This is a genomic window from Bacteroides parvus, assembly GCF_017309675.2.
In the GTDB taxonomy this organism is placed as follows: Bacteria; Bacteroidota; Bacteroidia; order Bacteroidales; family Bacteroidaceae; genus Bacteroides; species Bacteroides uniformis.
In genome coordinates this window covers 1119077-1141813 of sequence record NZ_CP084680.1, presented here as the reverse complement: position 1 = coordinate 1141813, position 22737 = coordinate 1119077, and the positions used below count along the sequence as shown (strand labels likewise).

Below are 22737 nucleotides of genomic sequence, written 5' to 3'. Positions count from 1 at the left end.
AACCCCGTAATTCAGTAATTTAATTCTTCATAAATATGCTATCACTACTCACCATCAACTGGAACCCCGACCCCGAACTATTCAACTTCTTCGGCATATCCATCCGCTACTACGGTTTGTTATGGATTATCGGCCTCGCTTTTGCCTACCTTATCGTGCAACACCAGTACCGCGACCGCAAAATAGACGAAAAGAAATTCGAACCTCTTTTCTTCTATTGCTTCTTCGGCATACTGATAGGCGCACGACTGGGCCACTGCATATTTTACGACTGGGCCTACTACCAAGACCACTTCGTTGAAATGATTCTCCCCATCAAGCAGACCGCCGCAGGATGGAAAATGACGGGCTACACCGGCCTTGCCAGCCACGGCGGCACGCTGGGCCTGATTATCGCCCTCTGGATGTACTGCCGCAAGACGAAGATGCACTACATGGACGTGCTCGACATGATAGCCGTTGCCACTCCCATCACCGCCTGCTGCATCCGCCTTGCCAACCTAATGAACTCCGAAATCATCGGCAAACCGACCGACGTGCCCTGGGCATTCATCTTCGAGCGGGAAGACATGTTGCCCCGCCATCCGGCACAGCTCTACGAAGCCATTGCCTACTTCATTTTCTTCTTGGGAATGGTCTGGCTATACAAACGCGGGCAGAAGAAACAAGAGAGCAAACTTGAAACAGATTTCAGCACCACCAAGCGGAAATCAACCACCGTGCAGGCCGAAGCCTCCCTGCCCTATCACCGCGGTTTCTTCTTCGGACTCTGCCTGACGGAGATTTTCACCTTCCGTTTCTTCATCGAGTTCCTGAAAGAAAACCAGGTGAACTTTGAGGACAACATGACGCTGAACATGGGCCAGTGGCTCAGTATCCCGTTTGTGATTATCGGGGTGTATTTCATGTGTTTCTACGGGAAGAAGAAATGAAACACGGCCCCTTCTTCTATGCGCTCTACACCGGAGTGGCATGCATCATTATCATGGTGCTGCTACAGCCCTTCGGCATAGACCGGGTGGAGCACTACAAGTACCCCATCATCGTGGGCTATGCCGTATTGTCTGCCATCGCCTATCTGCTGGCGAGCTTGCTGACAACCTACGCGCTGCGAATGCCGCGACGGGAAGAATGGGACTTCAAACGCAACATTGCCGTCGGACTGCTTATCTGCCCCATTATGGGAGCTTTCATCTGTTGCTATTCTGCATGGGCCTACGCCGGAGACATCCGGCAAGGCTGGTTTTATCCCGACGGACGTTTCACGCTGAAAGCGTTCTGGATAAACAGCGGATATACACTCATCATCTCTTTCTTCCTCACTTTGTTCAGCTACTATATGGAACACAGCCGCCAGCTTGCCAAGCGCCTGCAGGAGGTAATGGAGCTGAACGAGGCACTGGCCAAGGAAAAGAAGAAACAGAACCTGCAGATGCCGGAAGAAGCCTCCTCCGAAGCCTGCAGAATTTCCGGTAACCCCACTGCTTCCGGTTCCGCGGAAAGCGCCGCTTCCCCCGAACACATTAAAACAGCCGACAGCCCTCTGCATTTGGAAGGCAACAGCCGGGAGACAGTGGAACTGAAATCGCCTGCAGAACTACTCTTCGTGGAGTCGGACGGGAACTATGCCCTCGTGCACTATCTATATGAGGGAAAAGAAGTACACAAAGCCTTGCGCTGCACCCTGAAGCAGATGGAAGAACAACTGCAAGGAGTGCAAGGCATCATGCGCTGCCACCGAGCCTACATTGTGAATATAGCCCACGTAGAGCATGTATCGGGTAACGGACAAGGTTATCGGCTGACCCTGAAAGCCACCAAAGAGCAAGTCCCCGTATCGCGCCAATACGCCGCAGCCATCTACCGGAGCATCCGTATTTAAGTCCATTCATCCCTCCATTCGTCCCAAACAGCCGTCACACATCACCTTCAGCCGTCGTCTGTCCCACATTCTTGCCCCTACCGGGATTCATCCATAGCTTTGCCAACGGATTTCAAAACGAAAAACTAAAAAGCAAAGTTATATGAACAGAAGAATCGTACTTATCCTCCTCGCACTGGCAGCAACCATCGCTGCCGCACACGCACAGAAAATGACAGAAACCTATCATCAGGACAGTCTGCTGATAGACGTAGAAACCCAAGAAGTCGTAGTGCAAGCCTCTCCCTGCCTCCGGCGCGGCGACCGGAACATCTATTTCCCTACCGCACAGCAGAAGCAGCTTTCCACCAACGCACTGGGACTGTTGGAGAAGATGCAGCTCAACGGCCTGCAAGTGAACAGTCTATTCAACACTGTAGAAGTATCGGGCGGCGGCACTCCCGTCTTCTGCATCAACGGCCGTCCTGTGGAACTGAAGGACATCCTTGCCCTGAAGCCCGATGAAGTGGCGCGTGTGGAGCACAACGACAATCCCGGCGCACGCTTCAAGGATGCAGCCGTCGTCATCAACTACAAGCTGAAACAGAGCATGCAGGGAGGCGGATTCATGGCAGACCTGATGGAGGCCGTGAACACAGTATATGGCGTGAACCGCGTTTCCGGGAAATACAACCACAAGGCATCGGAGTGGAGCGTAAACTACGACATGCAACATGCCGCTTTCAAAGAGTTCTACAACGAGAACCGCGAAGAATACCTCTTCGACGACAACCGCCACGTGCTGCAGCAAGAAGAAGGAATCCCCGGCCGCCTGCGCTATAACCACCACTGGCTCACCCTGAACTACAATTACCTAAAAGCGGACAACCGGATGCTGAACGTGGCTTTGCGCGGCAAGTACCTCAACACGCCCAAGTCCGAACTGGACAGCCGCCTCTACAACCCCGAACTCTCCACTTCCCCCTTGGAATTGCTCAACCACAGCCGCGACCACTCCGCCACAACCGCCCTCGACCTCTACTATCAACACAACCTGCCCCGCCGACAGACGCTCATCCTCGACTTCACCGGCAGCTACACCGACACCGACAGCCGCCTGGACTATCTGATAAGCCAAGGCAATGCCTCTTCTCCCCTGAGTCGCCTCAGCAACAACGTGGACGGCAAGAAGTACGCCCTCATCGCTGAAGCCCTCTACGAGAAGTCCGCCTCCCCCACCGACACGTGGAGCATCGGCCTGAAGCAGACCTACGGCTACGCCAACAACCGCTACTTCGGCACCGAGAACACGGAGAACCGCCTGCACAACTCAGAACTCTACCTCTACACCGAATGGAACCGCAAGATGGAAAAATGGAACCTGTCCGTAGGTATGGGCGGCAGCTACCTCCGGGCAAGCCAAGAAGAGCAGTCTTACCATCGCCTGCTGCTGCGCCCCATCCTCCGTGCCGGATTCACCCCCTCGGACCGCTTCACCATCCGATATCGGGGCAGCGTGGAGAGCATCGCCCCCACCCTGGCCGAGCTGAGCTGCGTGGAGCAGCAACTGGACTACTACCAGCTGCGCCGCGGCAATGCCCTGCTCACCCCTTCCACCGAATACCGCAACCGGCTGACCCTAGACTACCACCGCACCGACTGGAGCACCGCCCTCAACCTCAGCTTCCACTACCGCAACAACCCCATCATGGAGCAGACCCGGCAGGAGCAGAACCTCTTTGTACGCGAGATGGCCAACCAGGACAGCTGGCAGAAATGGAACGCCGAATACGAATTCCGCTACCAGCTGATGCACGGACTGATTTCGCTGCGTGCCGCCCTCGGCATGGACTACTTTGACAGCCGCGCCGCCGACTACCACCACACGCACTGCAACCTCTACGCCGTGGTCAACGCCCAAGCTGCCTACAAGTGCATGGCTCTCACCTTCAACCTGCGCACCCACCGTCCCACCCTCTACGGCGAAACGCTGGCCTTGGGCGAAGACCTGCACGACATCGCTCTGACCTACTTCAAGAAGCGTTTCAGCCTTACCCTTGCCATGAACAATCCCTTCATGGACAACTACCGCATAGGCAGCGAAAACTGGAACCGCCGGGCCGGGAATACCAGCTACCAATACGTCAACGAAACCTCGCGTATGCTGCTGGTGAAAGTGACCTACGGCATGGACTTCGGACGAAAACGCAAGACTGCCGCCAAGCGCATACAGAACGAAGATACGGACACCGGCATCCTTAAAGGAAACAAATAGAAGCAAAATAAACATTTCAGCCCCACATAAGCAACATACCTGCCCCTTTCATCTGTGTGGATTTCTCTACTTTTACGGCATCGAAACAGTAACCGTAAATCATATATTTATCATGAAAGAGAGACAACTGATGAAAGGGGCAGCTTTTATGCTGCTGGCAGCAACTGCCACCCCGCCCGCGCATGCCCAACTGAAAACAAATGCCGGCGTGCAATACCTGCTTTCCCAGTCGAAAGACATGAGCCAGGATTTTCTGGACCTCAGCAACACCTATTTCTTCGCCGACAGTCTGGTATCGTTCGACACCTCCACCGGTAAAGGAACTGTCCAGTGGAAACGCCAGCAACTGATGCCCCGCCAGGCATTCAATGCAAACACTTACCTGCACCAGCCCCTCCAGTCGCTGGACTTCCCGGAGACCGCCTACGACAATAACCCGCAACTGACGTTCACCGTCGAGCCGGTCAGCGAACGTACCCTCCGCATCCGTATGCTCACCTCGCCCATCGTGCCGAAAGAAGATGCTGACGACCCCATGCTCATAGGAAAGCCCGCCGACGGACGCTCCTTCTGGAAAGCCGAGAAGACGGACAAAGGTACGCTGTACACCTCCCGATACGGCAGCCTGCTCATCCAGAACTATCCCTGGCGTCTGGTACTGAAAGACGCCGACGGACGCCTGCTGACACAGACCCGTTGCTGGAGCGACAACGACTCTACGCAGGTCAAGGTACCTCCATTCAGCTTCATCAAGCGCGGCTCGGACAACTCACGCAGCATCAATCCCGTATTCAGCCTCGCGCCGAACGAGAAAATCTACGGTTGCGGCGAGTCCGCCACCGCACTGAACAAGGCCGGGCAGAAGGTCAACCTCTTTGTCACCGACCCGCAGGGCCCCGAAACCCCGGACATGTACAAGCCCATCCCCTTCTTCTTCAGCAACCGTGGCTACGGCATGTTCATGCACACTTCCGCCCCCGTGACCTGCGACTTCGGCTGTTCCTACATCGGAGCCACCAAACTCTTCATGGCAGACGAAGCGATGGACATCTTCATCTTCCTAGGTTCGCCGAAGGAGATGCTGAGCGAATACACCGCACTGGTAGGACGGCCCGAAATGCCCCCCTTGTGGAGCTTCGGCACCTGGATGAGCCGCATCACCTACTTCAGCGAAGCAGAGGGCCGCGACGTAGCCCGGAAACTGCGTGAGAACAAGATACCGAGCGATGTCATCCACTTCGATACCGGCTGGTTCAGCGTGGACTGGCAATGCGACTACGCCTTTGCCGCCGACCGCTTCGACAATCCCCGGCAGATGCTCACCGACCTGAGGTCACAAGGTTTCCGCACCTGCCTCTGGCAACTTCCCTACTTCACTCCGAAAAACAAGTTCTTCCCTGAGTTGGTAGAACGCGGTCTGTACGTGCGCAACGGCAAGGGACAGCTCCCCTACGAGGACGTGGTGCTGGACTTCACCAACCCCGAAACCGTGCAGTGGTATCAAAAGAAGCTCGGCAACCTGATTGAAATGGGTGTAGGCGCCATCAAAGTAGACTTCGGCGAAGGTGCCCCACTGGATGCCATCTATGCCAACGGCCGTAGCGGACTATACGAACACAACCTCTATCCCCTGCGCTACAACAAGACCGTGGCCGAGGTAATCAAGAAGATACACGGCGAAAACATTATCTGGGCACGTTCCGCATGGGCAGGCTCACAACGCTACCCGCTGCACTGGGGCGGTGACGCCGCCACTACCGAAACCGGTTTCGAGGGAACCATCCGCAGCGGCCTCTCCATCGGACTGAGCGGATTCTGCTTCTGGAGCAATGACATAGGCGGCTTCGTGACCCAAAGCCCCGAAAGCCTCTACCGCCGCTGGCTGCCCTTCGGCTTCCTCACCAGCCACAGCCGCGTGCACGGAGCACCTCCCACCGAGCCGTGGTACTACGGGAAAGAGTTCACAGACTATTTCCGCCGTTGTGCCGAACTGAAGTACAAACTGATGCCCTACGTATATGCACAATCCAAAGAGTGCACCGAAAACGGCTGGCCGATGCTCCGCGCCCTGCTGCTGGAGTATCCCGACGACCCGGGTGCATGGCTGGTAGAGGACGAGTACATGTTCGGTTCCAATCTCCTCGTGGCACCCATGCTCGAAGAGGGCAGCGGACGGGATGTCTACCTCCCCGGACGGCAGAAATGGATAGACTACCAGACCGGAAAGGTGTATGCTCCGGGATGGAACCATATCGAGTGCGGCACCCTGCCCATCATCATTCTTGTAAAGGACGGTTCGGCCATCCCCCATATCCCCGTGGCACAATGCACAGACCAAATGAAGTGGGACAAGATTACGTGGAAGAAGTATCTGGCAGACGAAAAGAAAGCCGAAGGGTTGCTCTGTCTGCCGCAGGACGGACGGTTGCAACGAATGTCCATCCCATAATCCCCTATCCTTTCATGTACGAGATGCGCATCTCAAGTTGCATGAGATATACATCTCGTACATCATGAGATGCACATCTCGTGCAGACAAAAGGTATAGATTGAGATAACAACCAAGAATGTTTGCTATGACAACTCACTACATTGAATCCATTAAACCCTAATGAACCATGAGAAACAAGTCACTACTCCTCATTTTCTCTCTGCTGCTTTGCCTGCAGACAAGCGCACAACAAACACAAGCCTTCCAAGATACCACGCTCACCGACGAACAGCGCGTAGACCATCTTCTTTCCATCCTGACATTGGATGAAAAGATAAACCTTCTTTCCACCGACCTCGGTGTCCCCCGCCTCAACATTCCCCGTTGCGGACACTACGAAGGACTGCACGGGCTGACCCTCGGCGGGCCTGCCATGTGGGGCGGACGCCAAAGAACGGAAGATGGGAAAGTAGTCCCCACAGACTGCCCCACCACCATATTCCCCCAATCCTACGGTCTGGGCTCCACATGGGACACCGATTTGGTGCAGAAAGTAGCGGAACAAGCCGCTGAAGAAGCCCGCTACTACATGCAGACCACCGGTAACAAGCGTCATGCCCTCGTGATGCGCGCTCCGAATGCCGACCTTGCCCGCGACCCGCGCTGGGGACGTACCGAGGAGAGTTTCGGAGAAGATGCTTTCCTCACCGCCCAACTCACCATTGCCAGCGTACGCGGCCTGCAAGGCAATCATCCCCGCTACTGGAAAACTGCCTCTCTGATGAAACACTTCCTTGCTAATAGTAACGAGGACGGACGGGACAGCACTTCCTCCGACTTCGACACGCGGCTGTTCCATGAATACTACGCTTATCCTTTCTATAAAGGCATCACCGAGGGAGGCAGCCGCGCCTTCATGGCCGCCTACAACAGTTGGAACGGCATCCCCATGTCCATCCATCCCTGCCTCAAAGAGATTACCCGCAAGCAATGGGGCAACAACGGTATCATCTGTACGGACGGCGGTGCCCTGAAACTGCTGATTGAAGCGCACAAGAGTTTTCCAAGCTTTGCGGAGGGTGCCGCTGCCGTAGTAAAAGCCACCACAGGACAGTTTCTCGACGTATACGTTCCTTACGTCAAGGAAGCGCTGGAAAAGGGATTGCTGACCGAAGCCGACATTGACAAAGCCATCCGCGGGAACATCTTCGTCGCCCTCAAGCTTGGCTTGCTGGACGGGGACCACTCCCGTAACCCTTATCTCTCCATCGGAAAGGACAGTACGCAGGCACCGCCTTTCATGACAGCAGAAGCCCGCAGGCTGGCACGGGAAGTCACCGCCAAGTCCGTGGTATTATTGAAAAACAAGAATCTCCTGCCACTCGATGCCGGAAAGCTGCGTAAAATAGCCGTTATAGGCCCGTATTCGGACAAAATCGTACAAGACTGGTATAGTGGTACCCCGCCTTACGAAACAACGATTCTGAGTGGCATACGCAATGCTGTGAAAGAAGGAACCGAAATCATCCACGCCGAAGACAACCGCATGGGCCAGGCGGAAAAGGCTGCCGCAGCCGCCGACATCGCCATTGTATGTGTAGGAAACCATCCTTACGGCACACGTGCGGACTGGAAGTTCTCTCCCGTCCCCAGTGACGGCCGCGAAGCCGTGGACCGCAAATCGCTGATGCTGCCCGATGAAGACTTGGTGAAGCTGGTGCTCAAAGCCAATCCCAATACCATACTGGTGCTCGTCAGCAGTTTCCCCTACACCATCAACTGGAGCCAGGAGCACGTGCCTGCCATCGTTCACATCACCCACTGCAGCCAGGAGCAGGGCAACGGACTGGCCGACGTACTCTTCGGCAAGGTAAATCCAGCCGGACGTACCGTACAGACGTGGGTGAAAGACATCATCGACCTGCCCGACATGATGGACTACGACATCCGCAACGGACGTACGTATATGTACCACCAAGGCCCTGTGCTCTATCCTTTCGGCTATGGTCTGAGCTATTCCGACTTTACGTACGAGAAGATTGAATCCGTCAAGCAAGACAAGAAGAACATCCGCGTGACGGTATCAGTGAAGAATACCAGCGGACGCGACGGAGAAGAAGTCGTACAGCTCTATGCCAGCTATCCGGACTCCAAAGTGGAACGTCCTTCCAAGCAGTTGCGCGCCTTCAAGCGTATCCCCATCAAGGCCGGCGAAACCCGGGAAGTGACGCTTACCGTTCCCAAAGAGGAGCTCGGCTATTGGAACGAAGGAAAGCAGATGTTCGTTGTAGAACCCGGAACGGTGAAGCTGCTGATAGGGGCTTCGTCGGAAGATATACGGTTGGAGGGAAAGATCAGGCTATAAGAATGAAAAAGCCATCCCTTAACATACCGACTATAAAAATTAGCGAGTTATGCCACAACAACGTGGCAAACCCGCTAATTACATATTTGCAAGCATAAATGAAGTACAAGGTCACTTTACAATAAACTCATATCTTCCTGCCGCCAGTTCCACCACCCGTACATTCTCGGCCTTGTCAGGTAAAGTGAGTGTAGCTGTACTGTTAGCGGGCACTGTAACTTCATAATGCACACATTTCCCTTTCCATTCCCAGCGAGAAACAATTTCACCGTAAGGCGACCGATGACGAGCTTCAAACCGTTTCAATCCCTTTATGAAATGGGGACGGAGCAGAATGTTTTGAAAACCAGGTTGCGCGGGATCAGGGAAAATACCTCCCAGCCCCTTGTAGAACCAAGCACCTATTTCACCGAACATCATATGATTGTCCGAGATGTCACGAGTAGCCTGCAAATCCCAGTTCTCGAGCAGCGTAGTGGCACCGTTCACCATCCACCAACCCCATGAAGGATAAGTGTCCTGTACAGCCACCTTATAAGCTGTTTCAGCATAACCATTTTCGCTGAGTGCATTCAGAATAGCTTTAGCTCCTAATACACCCACATCCAAGTGAAAACCGTCCTCCTCTACCTTATGTGCCAAGTTAGCTGCCACTTTTCCTATCAACTTTTCGGGCACAATCTTCCATTGCAAGGGAACACTCAATTCGGTTTGTGAACCTTCGGCATAGATGCCTGTTTCTCGATTCAGGAACTTATCATTGACAGCTTGCTTTATCTCCTCCGACAAGGCATTATAATATTCGTAATCGGCCTGTTTGCCGAAGAGTTTGGCAGCAGCGGCCAAAATCTTGGTATCTACATAAAAGTAGACCGAGGAAGTCAGCTCTTTATTGGATTTTGACTTCACCGGCACCCAGTCTCCGCGCCCCCACGTAGTGAGATGATTGTTAGAGATACGCTCCACATAATCCACATAACGTTTGATGCTCTCGTAACAATCGCTCAAGGGCTTGCTATCACCGTAGAAGAGGTAGATATTCCAAGGGATGATGGCAATAGTACTAGTCCAGTCCAGCCCGTTGTCTGTACCATATCCCCATCCACCAGTTGGAATAATATCGGGCAGCACTCCGTTGGGCTGCTGTTCGTCACGATGGTCGGCCAACCATTTTTCGTAAACGGTAATTCCATCAAAGTTATAAAATGCTGCCTCAATGGCAAAATGACCGTCACCAGTCCAACCGTTCTTCTCGCGCTGAGGGCAATCGGTGGGGTAGCCCATCAGATTGGAAAGGTAAGAGTGATTGGCAGCATGGAGCAGCTTGCCTATCAGTGGACTCGAAGATTCCAAGCTACCTACTGCCGGCACATCACTGTGCATGAAGTAAGCAATCAAGCTGTTTTGGTCAAGCTCAATAGGCTTATCTGCCACTACCTCCACATAACGAAATCCCTTGTAATTAAATCGGGGCATGAACTCATCCTCTTCTCCACTCAGAATGAGAATGTCCGTCTGAAAAGGGTCTTTCTCCTTATCGCCTCGAAAGTAGACATCAATGTTCGAGAGATCGAGGCGGCCATTTGGATGTAAGCGTTCGCCATGTTTGATTCTGACCTCCGTTCCCCGTTCACCCGAAACATGAATACAAGTCACACCGGACATATTTTGCCCGAAATCATAGATGTATGTTTTCTCGTCCACTTTGCGGAAAGAGACGGCGGGGAAAATCTTTACATTACGGATGGGATGTACTTGCTGGGCAGTGACATTGGAAGAAGGTACACTCCGATAGGCTACTCCGCGCCACTTGGAATCATCGAATTCCGGAGTGCTCCATCCTTTCTGCTCCAGACGTGCATCGTAGTGCTCGCCAGTATAGATACTATTAAAAGTGATTGCACCCGACGCTGTCCGCCAACTGAGATCGGTGGGAATAGTCTCCACGCTTCCATCGGTGTAAGTAATGCGCAAGTCCAGACAGAAAGCGGGACGGTTGCGCCAAGGGGCACGGTCGAAGTCCCACACTGCTTTGGATTGATGGTTATACCAGCCGTTACCCAAAAGTACGCCAATAGCGTTGTCACCATTCTGTAATTGTGAAGTCACATCATAAGCCACATACAAGTTGCGGCGATCAAAGCGGGTATAGAGAGGGGCAAGGCAGTGGTCTCCTACCTTCTCGCCATTGATGTAAAGCTCATATAGTCCAGCAGCGGCAATATAAGCACGCGCTGACTTTACCTTTTTGCCGGTCTTGAACTCTTTTCGGAAGTAAGGGGCAGGCCCATAATGAATATCCTTGCCATCGCCAATCCAAGCACCTTGCCAATGTTGCATCCCCATCATGCCCGTTTCAAAGTAAGAGACAGGAGAAGCTGTCTCCTTATATTCCATGTCGCTGCAGATTACTTTCCAATAATATCTAGTGAAAGGCTGCAGTTTTTTGCCCGCATAGGCCACAAGCTGATTACGGGAATCGTTCTTTCCACTATCCCACATCCTGCCACAGCCATTGACCACATTCAACGAGTCTTCGTCTACCACAATCCGCCAGGAAGTCTGCACAGCTCCCTGCCTACCATCTTCCATCCGCCAAGAAAGGCGTGGAACGGGATTATCCAAACCTATAGGTCTGTCAAGATGTTCGCTCCTCAGATCAACCAAACGAACCGGAGTCTGCCCTTGTACAGTAATGCAAGCAAAGAATGTGAATAGAAGCAGTATATTTCTTTTCATAACTCCATTGTTTATCTATTCCGTAGTAATCACCAGTTCCTTGCCCTCCCTCAGTTGGTCATGGGTGATAAAGTAACCGTCAATCTTTTTACCGTCATAAGTAATGTCAATAATCTTCTTGCCGCTTCCTTTCTTCACAATCGTAAAGGGACGACCATTCAGATTGAACGTCACTTTATCGAACAAGGGAACAGTAACAATATATTCAGGATCGGCAGGCGAATAAGTGTAAAGTCCAATAGCATTGAGCACATACCACGAAGACATCTCGCCGGCATCATCCATCCCTGCATAAGCCAGCTTGTCGGCACCCATGTCATAGTAGTGGTTCATCAGACTGTCAAGAATGCATTGGGCTTTCTCTTGTTTGTCTATGAAATAATAGGTGTAAGGAATGCTGTGTCCCGGCTGGTTTCCGTGGCAATAGTTTCCGATGAATCCGGTCAGGTTGTGGGCCTCGTAACCTCTCCACGGTTCGCTGAATAAGGAATCCAGTTTAGCCTCCACCGCCTCTTTACTGGGATAGAGCTTAATCATGCCTTCGGGGTCGTGGGGGGCGAAGAAGAGGGCGTTCCATGCATTGGCCTCACGGTACATGTACTGGTAATAGGGATAATACGGATCGAAATCCTGAATCCAGCTACCATCGTCAATCTTACCTCTCCAAAAGCCGGTAGAGGGGTCGAATAGCGTCTTGTAGTTGTTGGAGCGTTCCATCATCAGTTTGTAGTTGGCTTCATCTCCCAGCTCCTTGGCTACCAAGGCTACGGCATAGTCATCGTAAGCATATTCCTGGGTCTTGGTCACAGCCCCTTTGTATTCGTCCCATGTGGGTACATTCACTGTGTCTTTTTCAGCAATCCAACCTCGCTCCATATACTCATCCAAATAGCGACGTCCTCCTTTACCGGGCACCGTAGCATTTTTCAGAATCAACTTATAAGCACGCTCCAGATCGAAATCATGCAAACCACGCAACCAAGAACCAGAAATAAAAGTGGAAGCGTGATCACCATGGAAGAAGGTGGGCATGTAGCCGTCACGCTTCTCACCTTTGTCAATAATAGACCTAATGATGTCAGTAGTCACATCGGGAGAAATCATACCTATGAGTACCAGTTTGTTGCGATAATCGTCCCAAAAAGAAGGGTCAGTGTAATAGTGGAAGCCGTTATTCACTACTTCGCCACGGACATCAGTATATTCATGATTCACATCGCTACGCAAAGCCGGCCATTTAAAAGCATGGAAGAAAGTAGAATAAAACAATCTCTTTTCACGTTCCGTGCCACCTGCAACTTGAATCTTGGAGAGGAGTGCTTCCCAAGCCGCATCAGCTTCTTCTGCCACTTGTGCAAAACTTTTGTTCAACATTTCGGCCTTCAAATTCATTTGAGCATTCTCTATACTCACAAACGAGAAACCAGCCTTCACTTCCAAAGGTTCAACACCTTTGCTGTCGATAAAACGCAGCACAGCCACCTCATGTTTGTCGTCTTTTACCATTTCCACTTGGCCTATTTTATAGTTGGTCTTAGCGTAAAAGTAGATTTTACCATCGCCATCTTGATAACCCGTGAACGTATTATCGTCAACCTTCTCAATCTTCCAATCACGGACATCATTATTAGAACGGCGGATGTCTACCAATAATGACTTATCGTCGCCCTTGCCGAAAGTATATTTATGGTAGGCACAACGCAAGGTACTGGTCAACTCGGCGTTCACTTTATAGCGTTCCAGATAAACTTGGTAATACCCCGGATGCGCAGATTCCTTCTCGTGACTAAACCCGGAGCAATAATTACCCGGAGCGATAGTTCCCACCACTGGCAACATGGGGACATGCAACAAGTTCCAATGCCCTTTAGCAGTATGTGAAAAACCATAAATCACAGTGTCCTCATATTGATAGCCCGCACCGCTACGAAACTGTGTAACGGGGCTGAGCTGCACCATTGCGTTGGGCAAGGTAGCACCCGGATAAGTTTCCGCACCCCATGTACGTGACTTTATTTTGCGCGTATACCCTAAGTCCTCAGGCTCCCACAAAGTAGCCGTACCCAAGAAAGGATTGACATATTCGGTTAATTTCTTCTGCGTACCGCCACAGCCCGTCAGAACAATCAGGGCGAACAGTAGAAATAAATATTGATTCTGTTTCATCTTTTGTGTTTATTTTATATAAAAAACTGTTGTCTCTAAAAACATTATTTCCAAAATAACTGCCAATTAAAACTGGCTCTAAAAAAAAATGTGCCGAAACCCAATAACCAGATTGAGTTTCGACACACTTTTAATTGCTAACTTATTTCAGGCTCTTTTCAAAGAGAGCTTTGGCTTCAATCAAAGTACAACCACTTGTCTGCGTAGTCAGATGGTTGTTGCCGCTATTGTTCATTGCCCAGTTAGTATTATACAGCAAATCAAGTTTATTGATTCCCTTTCGCCACAAGATTTCAGCATTATTGTTAAAGAAAGTGATGAATTTCTTCTTATATATGGGGTCCAAATTCGGTTCCATAATCAACTGCACATAATAACGCATGAAAATACCCTTAAACAAACCTCCGTCACCATCGCCTTCATCACGAAGTAAATTATTTCCAGTATCTATCATGCTGCTATTACTGATAGCGAAATTGGCAGCCTTACGAGCATCTTTCAAATAGGACTCTTCTCCTGTGATCTTATACAGTTCGTAAGCAGCACCCAAGAATGTACCTTGGTTATAAGAAAGAGAAAGTGTACTCAACTCACCCGTCTCACCGTTCACATTATCATAGATGGCGCCGGTAGCAGGGTTAAATAAATTTTCACGCTCCCATTTATAAATATTGACAGCCCAATCCAAATCCTCCTGATTCCCGTTAATACGGTAAAGACGAGCAGCAATCAAAGCAGCAGGGCCGTTGGAACAAGCATTTTTGCTCCATAGCTGGTCGTGAGTCCAAGCAATGCCACCACCTGCGTAATCGTTCCAACCGGTCTTGATTTCATTCCACATCTCTTGAGAAGTTTCCAGATACTTGTTTTCATCAGTAACTTCGTACAAGCGAATCATGGTGAGAGCAATCCACTCCATATCATCATAAAAGTTGTTCCAATAACTGCCACCGTTCTTTGCCTTGATACCGACATACCATTTGTCAAACAAGTCGCTGTACTTGCTATCTCCGGTACGATTGTAAGCATCTATCATCACATCCATAGCATGAGCCTGCGGCCAATAATGGAAATCCTTGATTGAACCGTCATTCCCGTAGTTGAAATAATTCTCTTCCGTATTCCAGAAACGATCTATCAGGGTCACAGAACTGCTGTCGGCAGCCGCATCCCAATCTATGGTGTAAAGCCCCTTATCATACATATACTCATCTTCTATCTCGCACGATTGAAGTGCCAAAAGAAGCAGGGGCAGACAAAATAATATTTTTTTCATAATCTCTCCTTAAATTAGTTGGCCAATTCCACTTTATGAGTATAGTTCTCCACATTGAATATCACACTAATCTTGGTGATGGCACCCGGATTGTGGCCATCGGCCGCACCATCGAATTCATTGTTCAGTTTCCACTTCTGATCCCATTGGTTATCAGGAGTCTCCATAATGTAGAAATAAGGATCTTCGGGAGTAGCCGCACCAGGATTAGAGTCTGTAGTATTCTTGGTTCCCCAATACTGTATACTACCATCAGCATAAGTCATCAAGAACTTATAGCGTTGGTCGCGCCCCCATCCTTCTTGCTTGAACTCAATTTTATCCTGACCGCAGAACACACCGTTTCCAACATAAGGCAATTCAAAAGTTGCGGCACCACTCGGGCAGAAGTAGAATTCCATCTTACTTACTTCCCTGACGGTTACAGATGCAATGGAGAAATCCATCTCAATGCGATAAACTCCCGTCTTTTCTACGGTTGTCTCGCCTTCGCCTTCCATAATCTTATTGCCATTGATATAAAACACCTTGGCACCTTCGGCTGCTCTATCTACCAGTTTGTAAGTCTTTCCGCCTTCCAACTTCGTAAAGACTTCGAACTTATCCTTTTCGGGTGAAGCACACGCCACGGCCTTAGAAGCATCCATACCACCTTCAGTAGCACTTCCGGTCAAGTAAAGCTGTGCTGGAATCTCTTCAAATCCCACCAAGCGAGTGATGGTGAGCTTCTTGCTTTCCTTTGCCATTACAGAATTCAAACCTCTGGAAGCCATTACTGTCCAAACAAGTGTACCCGTCTCACCACTGTTCAATCCGGCAGCCGCACCAACCTTGTTCAATGTCTTGTGGCTGATGGTAGCATAGCTCAAAGAACCGCCATTGTCAGAAAGCACTTTGTAAATAGGCTTAGAAAAATCTCCACCTTCTTTATCGAATACCACTTCATAAAGAGGGGCACCGCTATCTTCAGCCTTGGCCGACTCCCATTCAAAGAACAGGCTGGCGCTGGCCGACGATTGCAAGACTACTTCCTTGCCGTCAGTGGGTTCATACAACTGATTTACTGAGGAAACTTTGGAATCCTTGTATTCCATGTCTTCCGTACAAGACGTAGCAAAGAGGACTACCGAAAAAAGAGCTATTGTTGAGAATATTGTTTTCATTGTTCTATTGTTTTTAATGAGTTTAGATACACGTTAATTTCCATATCCCGGATTGTTAGGTGCCAGATTGGGATTCAAATTGATTTCACTGATAGGAACTGCCCAAAGGTAATCTCTTGCCTCTTCGAACTTGCGAGTGTCAAGCTTATTCTCGTCCACGAAGCTTGCACCGCGCACCTTGCCCGACAAGTATTCGTTGCCAGCCTTCCAACGCTTAATATCATACCAGCGCAAACCTTCCATCGCCATTTCTACACGACGTTCGTCGCGAATAATCTGCCTCATCTCTTCCTTGCTCTTTCCGGCAGGAAAGTTCAAGGCTGCATCGGCAGTGAATCCGGCACGTTCGCGGATGGGACGGATGGTCTTGTTCCATACCGCTTCAGTCATACCGCTTGTTTCGTGAACAGCCTCAGCATACATCAGCAAGATGTCAGCATAACGCATAGTGATGATGTTCATACCGGAATTCTGATCACCGGAAGCCTGCGGATTATAATACTTACGAGTGAAATAACCGGTAGAAGTGCCGTTTCCACCACCATCGTAGGCATCGGTTCCCGAACCCGGACGAATGTTGATGACTACGTCTTTACTGCCATCGTCCACATTGCCACTCCAATCATAGCCATCATAAATGATAGTAGCGGTGAGACGTGGGTCACGGTTATCGTAAGGATAAGCAGGGTTATAATCTGTCCCGGCTTCACTGATAGTCTTTCCACTAAGCATCAGATAAGTGTCTACCAACGATTGCTGCGGCACACGGTTCACGGCACGTCCGCCTCTTGACAAAGGAATCATGTCTACCATCTCACCCCAAGTAATCAAATTGGGTACATAAGAACGATCCATGATAATCTCTTCATTATACTCATTGGCTTCATCAAAAAGCCCGGCATAATCAGGAAATAAAGCATAAGTACCATATTCGCCTTGTTTGTTCATCAGATTGTCGCAATAAAGCATCACATTGTTCCAGTCGCTATCCATCAAGTAGACACGAGCCTGCAAAGCACAAACGGCACCTTTAGTAATTTTGCCCTTGTCTTCTTCGGGCAATTGGTCGCGAGTGGGAAGCGCATCCTTGATGTCTTCCAATTCTTGGTGAATGAAGCTGATAATGGTTTCGCGGTCTGTACGACTTACACTCCGCGATTCTTCCAGCGTGATGTCCTCCGTAAAGAAAGGTACTGCACCATAAAGGTTAGTCAGACGGAAGTAGAGGCTTGCACGGATATAGCGTATCTCGGCAATCATACGTGCTTTAACAGATGCGTCCATGTTGGGTACCAGATCCACCTTTTCAAGGAACACGTGGCAGGTCTTTATACCTCCGTAAAGGTCTTTCCATTCATTCTTGAAGATGTCGAGCGAGGGAGTGGCCATACCTTTGCGAATGGCACGTTGGTCGTCCACACTGCGACCGTCGTAAGCATTGTCACTCAAACTTTCATCGCTCCACATACGGCCTGCATTGTACATCTGGCTGTAAGCCATATTCACCACATACTGGGCTTTGGTGGTGGAAGTCCAATAAGAGTTATCCGTAAATTTGTTTGTCGGTGCGTTCTCCATCTCGTTGCAACTGCAAAGCATCAGAACAGCCATTCCGGCAAAAGCTATATATTTTTTTAGTTTCATAGTTATCTGTTGTTTTTAGAATTCAATGTCTATACCGAAACCATAGTAACGGAGCGTCGGATAGTTTCTACCAGAATTGGCGCCACTATTACCCATCTTAGAGTCGAACTCAGAAGATTCAGGGTCAATAAACGAGTTATTACTGAAAGTCAGCAAGTTTTGTCCGTTGACATAGATACGTGCCTTTTCCATGCCCACCTTGCGGCTCCATGTTTTGGGGAATGTGTAACCAATCTGCAAGTTCTTCAGACGCAGGTATTTTCCATCCATCAAGAATAGGTCGGAACCTTGTCCGCTTCCGTAGTTGTTTCTGTTGGAAGTAGAACCCGGGGCAGTAAGTCTCGGCCAACGTGCATCGGTGTTGGTAGGAGTCCAGAAATCCAGTTGATGCTTATAGATATTATAAGAGTAATTGGCGTGGAACGGTTCAATCAATTCACCACGAAGCATCATGTCACGCTTGCCCACACCCTGCCAGAACATACCGAAATCGAATCCTTTCCATTCTACATTGTAGTTGAAACCGAAAGTAAGACGAGGGAAGGCATTACCCAAGATAAACTTATCCTTCGAGTCGATGACACCATCTTCGTTACGGTCTACAAACTTCACGTCACCCGGCTGTACCTTTCCACCTACAGGAATAGCCGATGCCTCAATCTCCTCGTAGCTTTGGAAAAAGCCGTCCATCTTGTAACCGTAGTAAGACTCCAACGGACATCCTTCACGGGTGATACGGCTCAACTCCTCTATTTGTGAGATTCTTTCGTGACCAGGGTACTTCAGCACTTCATTCCAAGAGTCACCAAGATTGAAGTTGAAGTTATGATTTGCGGCTCCCGTTTTCAAACGATAGTTGATAGAGAGGTCCCAACCTTGATTCTGCATCTCACCAATGTTGTCCATCGCCATATCCGTACCAAATACCGAAGGCACAAGGGGCTTCATTAAAATGTCGCTCGTACGCTTGTAGAAATAGTCGAACGTCACATTCAAAGCGTTATTGAAGAACGAAGCGTCTACACCCACGTTGAAGGTTTTGGTCTTTTCCCAAGTCAAATTATCCTTACCTAACTTAAAACCTGCGCCCGATACTGTCTGGTTGTTGTATGCGTAAGAGTTGTTGTACAGTTCGTAAACAGTAAAACGGTCATAAGTACCAATAGACTGGTTACCCAAAATACCAAAAGAAGTACGCAGTTTCAAGTCACCCACACGTTCCTTGTAAGCCTGCATAAAGTTCTCCTCGCTCAAACGCCAGCCTAATGAAACAGAAGGGAAGAAACCCCATCGGTAGTCTTTATGAAACTTGGAAGAAGCGTCATAACGGAAGCTGAATTCTGTATAATATCTGTCAGCGTAAGAATACCCCACACGTCCCAACAGAGAAGTCAGACTGGTACGGTTGGATTCATCTACAAATGTTTTTCCTGTGATGTTTCCCACAGTACTATTGGTAATGTCTGTACCAATACCCAAGTCGGGATCTACCCCCTTCTTCTCAATCTCATTGCTAGACGAAGTAAACGATTCATTGGTTACTCCAAAAAGCCCGCTGACATTGTGTTTACCGAATGTCTTGTTGTAATCCAACAAAAGTTGGCTATTAATAAGGTAAGCCGTATGATTCCAGTTACTGGTCCGATAGTCAGTATCTTTCACTGGACGTGGTTCGGTAGCCTCTTCATTCAAGTAATAGGATACGCCCAAATTGCGGGTAGAACGCATGTCGTTTATCACATCCGCACCCAACACTCCACGCAACTTCAATCCGTCAATAAGCCGGAATTCAGCATTGACATTAGCGTTCAGATAATTGTTACGATACTTGTTACGGCCACCAGCTTCCAATGCTCCCAATGGGTTAAATTCAGTCAATACATCATTTAACAAATATCTTCCATCTTCCGATTTCATTTTGTAATAATAATAAGTAGGTACACGGGCGGCATCCACTTCCAAACTCCCACCGGTGGTACTTACACTATTATTACGTGTATAAGCCAAAATAGCATTCAGTTTCAAACGTCCCACTTCCGTGCTAACATTGGTACGAAAATTATAACGCTGCACGCCAAAATCACTGTTGCCCACATAATTACTTTCCTGGTCATAATAACCCATGGACACCATGTAAGTAGTTTTATCACTACCTCCAGATACGCTTAGATTGTAATTCTGCTGTAAGGCTGTGCGGACTATCTGATCAAAAAACCAGCTTTCTTCATTTTGATGGGCAGCCAGGTCACGGATTTGATCGGGTGTATACAAAGGAGCCTCTCCAGCATTGGTGGCAGCTAAATTGCGCAAAGTAGCGTTCTGATAGCCTTTCACCGGAGAAAACAAGATATCCGGATTCTGCCATCCCATCATACCACTTAACCGAACTGTCGCACGCTGGTTCTTCTTACCTTTCTTAGTAGTAACCAAAACTACACCATTGGAAGAACGTGAACCATAAATAGCAGCTGTACCGGCATCTTTCAAGATGGAAATGTTCTCAATATCATTGGGATTCAATTTATCGAAACTACCGCCATCAGCTACCAATCCGTCTATGACAAAAAGCGGACTATTGTCATTCACAGTGCTGATACCACGAATATTAAAGTTAGTCTTACGATCATTAGGATTGCTACTGCGCTGCTGGATAACCACGTTGGGCGCAGCCCCTTGCAAAGCATCTGTCATGTTAGCCACGGGACGGTCTTCGATCATGGAAGCCTTTACCTGGTCTACAGCACCTACGGCACTCTTGCGGGTAGTAGTACCATAACCGATGACAATAACTTCATCCAGCACCTTGGTATCCTCCTTTAAGACAACATTCAATTGTTTTTGATTTTTCACAGCAATTTCCTGAGTGGCATATCCCACATAGGAAAAGACGAGAACATCTTGGGCACTACAAACAATGGAATAGTTTCCGTCCACATCTGTAATGGTACCCACACCTTCTTTACCCTTAACAGTAACACTCACTCCAATCAGGCTTTCACCTGTGGCATCCTTAACGGAACCTCTCACCGTGGCATTGTTTTGCTGCACCACAGTAATAGTCTCCGCATGTGCATAAACCGCAGGAGCCTGCGCCAGCATAGTCACAGCAGGCAAGGCAATAAGCCAGAACTTATAGTTCCCACCTATCCGAGCCAGCAATGAATTTACTGTGTACACTCGATTCTTTTTCATATTCTTTAAGATTAAACATTATAATAAATCACGATAAAAAAAGGAAAAGAACACAAATAATACCAACGAACAACCAATTCATGCAATTTGTATCCTAATCCTCCTTCCAGCGCACTTTATTGATTTTAAATAATTCCTGTTTTTACAAGCTGTTCAGCAAATCCACTTTACCCTCGTTCACTAATTTCAAAATCAATTCTCCAAACAGCGTATTCTGCCAAGCAAACCATGCACGGGTAAAGTTAGTGGGGTCATCCTTGTGGAAAGACTCGTGCATGAATCCCGTACCGGCATCCGTATCCATCAGCATTTTGATACAAATCTTTATCTCCTCATCATTCTGGCTGGTGAATGCCTTCATCATGATACTCATAGGCCATACCATATCATAACCAATGTGCGGACCTCCGATACCTTCACCGGCTTTACCTTTAAAAAAGTAAGGGTTGCTGCCACTCCACACAAAGCGGCGTGTATTCTGATAGATAGGATCGTTTACGTCCACATCACCCAAATAAGGCATAGCAAGAAGGCTGGGTACATTGGCATCGTCCATTAACAGATGATTGCCGAATCCATCTACTTCAAATGCATAGATTGTCCCAAACTCAGGATGATTGTAAGTGGCATATTTCTTCAGGGCTGCCTCCACTTCGGCTGCCAAATCGGTGCATTCTTTGGCCAAGGATGTTTCCTTGTTTACTTCCGTCAGAATTTCAGCAGCCTTTCTCAGAGAAGAGACAGCGAAAAAGTTGGAAGGGACCAGGTACTGAAGCGTAGTGGCATCGTCCGATGGGCGGAAAGCGGAAACAATCAGTCCCACCGGTTTGACCGGAGCACCCAAGCCGTCGTTATTCAGCGTATCCAGAGCACGTTCCGTCTTACGTTGGAAACGGTAAGGGCCTACACCGTCCTTACGCTGCTGTTCCTTGAAAGTCTTCAGGATAGCAGTAATTGCCTTCATCCATTCACCGTCGAAGATACTGCTGTCACCAGTTACTTTCCAATACTGGTAAGCCAGACGAAGCGGGTAACAAAGAGAGTCTATCTCCCATTTGCGCTCGTGCAGTTCGGGCTTCATATCTGTCAAGTCAGTCATCCAGTTGCCACCCGTAGGTCCGTCGTTGAAAGCATTGGCGTACGGATCAATGTTGATGCAAAGGAACTGACGGCGAATGACACCTTCGAGCATCTCTTTCAATTGCGCATCATTGTTGGCTAACTGCACATATGGCCACACCTGCGCACCGGAGTCACGCAGCCACATAGCATGGATGTCACCGGTATAAACAAAAGTATCGGGTTTACCGTCCAGCATGCGAAAGTGTACAGTAGTGTCAAGCGTATTAGGAAAGCAATTCTCAAACATCCACGCCAACTTAGGATTGGTAAGCAGTTTCTTCACGCGAACAATCTCAGCTTCCACCGCTTTTGAGGTGAAAAGGCGTTTCTTCATTTTTGGACGATTGCTCTTGTAAGCAGCAGTCATCTGAGCATAGTTCTCCACACAAGTGTTGTCACCTTTCAGGATAAAAGTGTCTGCCTTAGCATAGCCTTGCATACAGAGCATGGCAACAGCGCACAAGGTAATGTTTCTCTTTTTCATTTGGTCTGATTCGTTTTAA

Annotated in this window: 12 protein-coding genes; 5 read left to right on the top strand and 7 right to left on the bottom strand. The window is 49.1% G+C overall.

What is annotated here, in order from left to right:
* The first annotated feature begins 35 nt into the window (after positions 1-35).
* The 5 genes from lgt (at position 36) to JXR92_RS04475 (ending at position 8932) form a co-directional block, all read left to right on the top strand.
* Complete coding sequence (lgt, locus tag JXR92_RS04495; RefSeq protein ID WP_117964341.1) at positions 36-932, top strand: prolipoprotein diacylglyceryl transferase; 897 nt, start codon at positions 36-38, stop codon at positions 930-932.
* The gene (locus JXR92_RS04490; protein WP_138345251.1) at positions 929-1882 is read left to right on the top strand and encodes a LytR/AlgR family response regulator transcription factor; all 954 of its coding nucleotides are present in this window, start codon (positions 929-931) and stop codon (positions 1880-1882) included. Before lgt ends, JXR92_RS04490 begins: the two co-directional genes overlap by 4 nt.
* Before the next feature lie 142 nt (positions 1883-2024).
* Complete coding sequence (locus JXR92_RS04485) at positions 2025-4136, top strand: porin family protein (RefSeq protein WP_138345253.1); 2112 nt, start codon at positions 2025-2027, stop codon at positions 4134-4136.
* A 112-nt stretch (positions 4137-4248) separates the two neighbouring features.
* Positions 4249-6585 (top strand): glycoside hydrolase family 31 protein, encoded by a 2337-nt coding sequence (locus JXR92_RS04480; protein WP_119962004.1) that lies wholly within the window; start codon positions 4249-4251, stop codon positions 6583-6585.
* A 169-nt stretch (positions 6586-6754) separates the two neighbouring features.
* Positions 6755-8932, top strand: a complete 2178-nt coding sequence (locus JXR92_RS04475) for a glycoside hydrolase family 3 C-terminal domain-containing protein (RefSeq protein ID WP_119962005.1) — start codon at positions 6755-6757, stop codon at positions 8930-8932.
* A gap of 111 nt (positions 8933-9043) precedes the next feature.
* Here JXR92_RS04475 and JXR92_RS04470 read toward each other — a convergent pair whose 3' ends face one another.
* The 7 genes from JXR92_RS04470 to JXR92_RS04440 all read right to left on the bottom strand — a co-directional run bounded on the left by JXR92_RS04470 (position 9044) and on the right by JXR92_RS04440 (position 22718).
* On the bottom strand, positions 9044-11671 hold the full coding sequence (locus JXR92_RS04470) for a glycoside hydrolase family 78 protein (RefSeq protein ID WP_138345254.1): 2628 nt from the start codon (positions 11669-11671) through the stop codon (positions 9044-9046).
* Between the two features lie 15 nt (positions 11672-11686).
* Positions 11687-13837, bottom strand: a complete 2151-nt coding sequence (locus JXR92_RS04465; RefSeq protein WP_005833933.1) for a GH92 family glycosyl hydrolase — start codon at positions 13835-13837, stop codon at positions 11687-11689.
* A gap of 142 nt (positions 13838-13979) precedes the next feature.
* Positions 13980-15113 (bottom strand): glycoside hydrolase family 76 protein, encoded by a 1134-nt coding sequence (locus JXR92_RS04460; protein WP_005824849.1) that lies wholly within the window; start codon positions 15111-15113, stop codon positions 13980-13982.
* Between the two features lie 14 nt (positions 15114-15127).
* On the bottom strand, positions 15128-16276 hold the full coding sequence (locus JXR92_RS04455) for a SusE domain-containing protein (RefSeq protein WP_119962008.1): 1149 nt from the start codon (positions 16274-16276) through the stop codon (positions 15128-15130).
* A 33-nt stretch (positions 16277-16309) separates the two neighbouring features.
* On the bottom strand, positions 16310-17920 hold the full coding sequence (locus JXR92_RS04450) for a RagB/SusD family nutrient uptake outer membrane protein (protein ID WP_117964346.1): 1611 nt from the start codon (positions 17918-17920) through the stop codon (positions 16310-16312).
* 15 nt (positions 17921-17935) lie between these two features.
* Positions 17936-21112, bottom strand: a complete 3177-nt coding sequence (locus tag JXR92_RS04445) for a SusC/RagA family TonB-linked outer membrane protein (protein WP_117964347.1) — start codon at positions 21110-21112, stop codon at positions 17936-17938.
* A gap of 142 nt (positions 21113-21254) precedes the next feature.
* Entirely contained in the window at positions 21255-22718 is a 1464-nt protein-coding gene (locus JXR92_RS04440; protein ID WP_005824841.1) for a glycoside hydrolase family 125 protein, read from the bottom strand.
* Between the last annotated feature and the right edge of the window lie 19 nt (positions 22719-22737).

Coding starts and splice junctions, on each gene's coding strand:
- lgt (WP_117964341.1), top strand. CDS start 36: ATGCTATCACTACTCACCATCAACTGGAACCCCGACCCCGAACTATTC.
- JXR92_RS04490 (WP_138345251.1), top strand. CDS start 929: ATGAAACACGGCCCCTTCTTCTATGCGCTCTACACCGGAGTGGCATGC.
- JXR92_RS04455 (WP_119962008.1), bottom strand. CDS start 16,276: ATGAAAACAATATTCTCAACAATAGCTCTTTTTTCGGTAGTCCTCTTT.
- JXR92_RS04450 (WP_117964346.1), bottom strand. CDS start 17,920: ATGAAACTAAAAAAATATATAGCTTTTGCCGGAATGGCTGTTCTGATG.
- JXR92_RS04475 (WP_119962005.1), top strand. CDS start 6,755: ATGAGAAACAAGTCACTACTCCTCATTTTCTCTCTGCTGCTTTGCCTG.
- JXR92_RS04485 (WP_138345253.1), top strand. CDS start 2,025: ATGAACAGAAGAATCGTACTTATCCTCCTCGCACTGGCAGCAACCATC.
- JXR92_RS04445 (WP_117964347.1), bottom strand. CDS start 21,112: ATGAAAAAGAATCGAGTGTACACAGTAAATTCATTGCTGGCTCGGATA.
- JXR92_RS04440 (WP_005824841.1), bottom strand. CDS start 22,718: ATGAAAAAGAGAAACATTACCTTGTGCGCTGTTGCCATGCTCTGTATG.
- JXR92_RS04470 (WP_138345254.1), bottom strand. CDS start 11,671: ATGAAAAGAAATATACTGCTTCTATTCACATTCTTTGCTTGCATTACT.
- JXR92_RS04480 (WP_119962004.1), top strand. CDS start 4,249: ATGAAAGAGAGACAACTGATGAAAGGGGCAGCTTTTATGCTGCTGGCA.
- JXR92_RS04465 (WP_005833933.1), bottom strand. CDS start 13,837: ATGAAACAGAATCAATATTTATTTCTACTGTTCGCCCTGATTGTTCTG.
- JXR92_RS04460 (WP_005824849.1), bottom strand. CDS start 15,113: ATGAAAAAAATATTATTTTGTCTGCCCCTGCTTCTTTTGGCACTTCAA.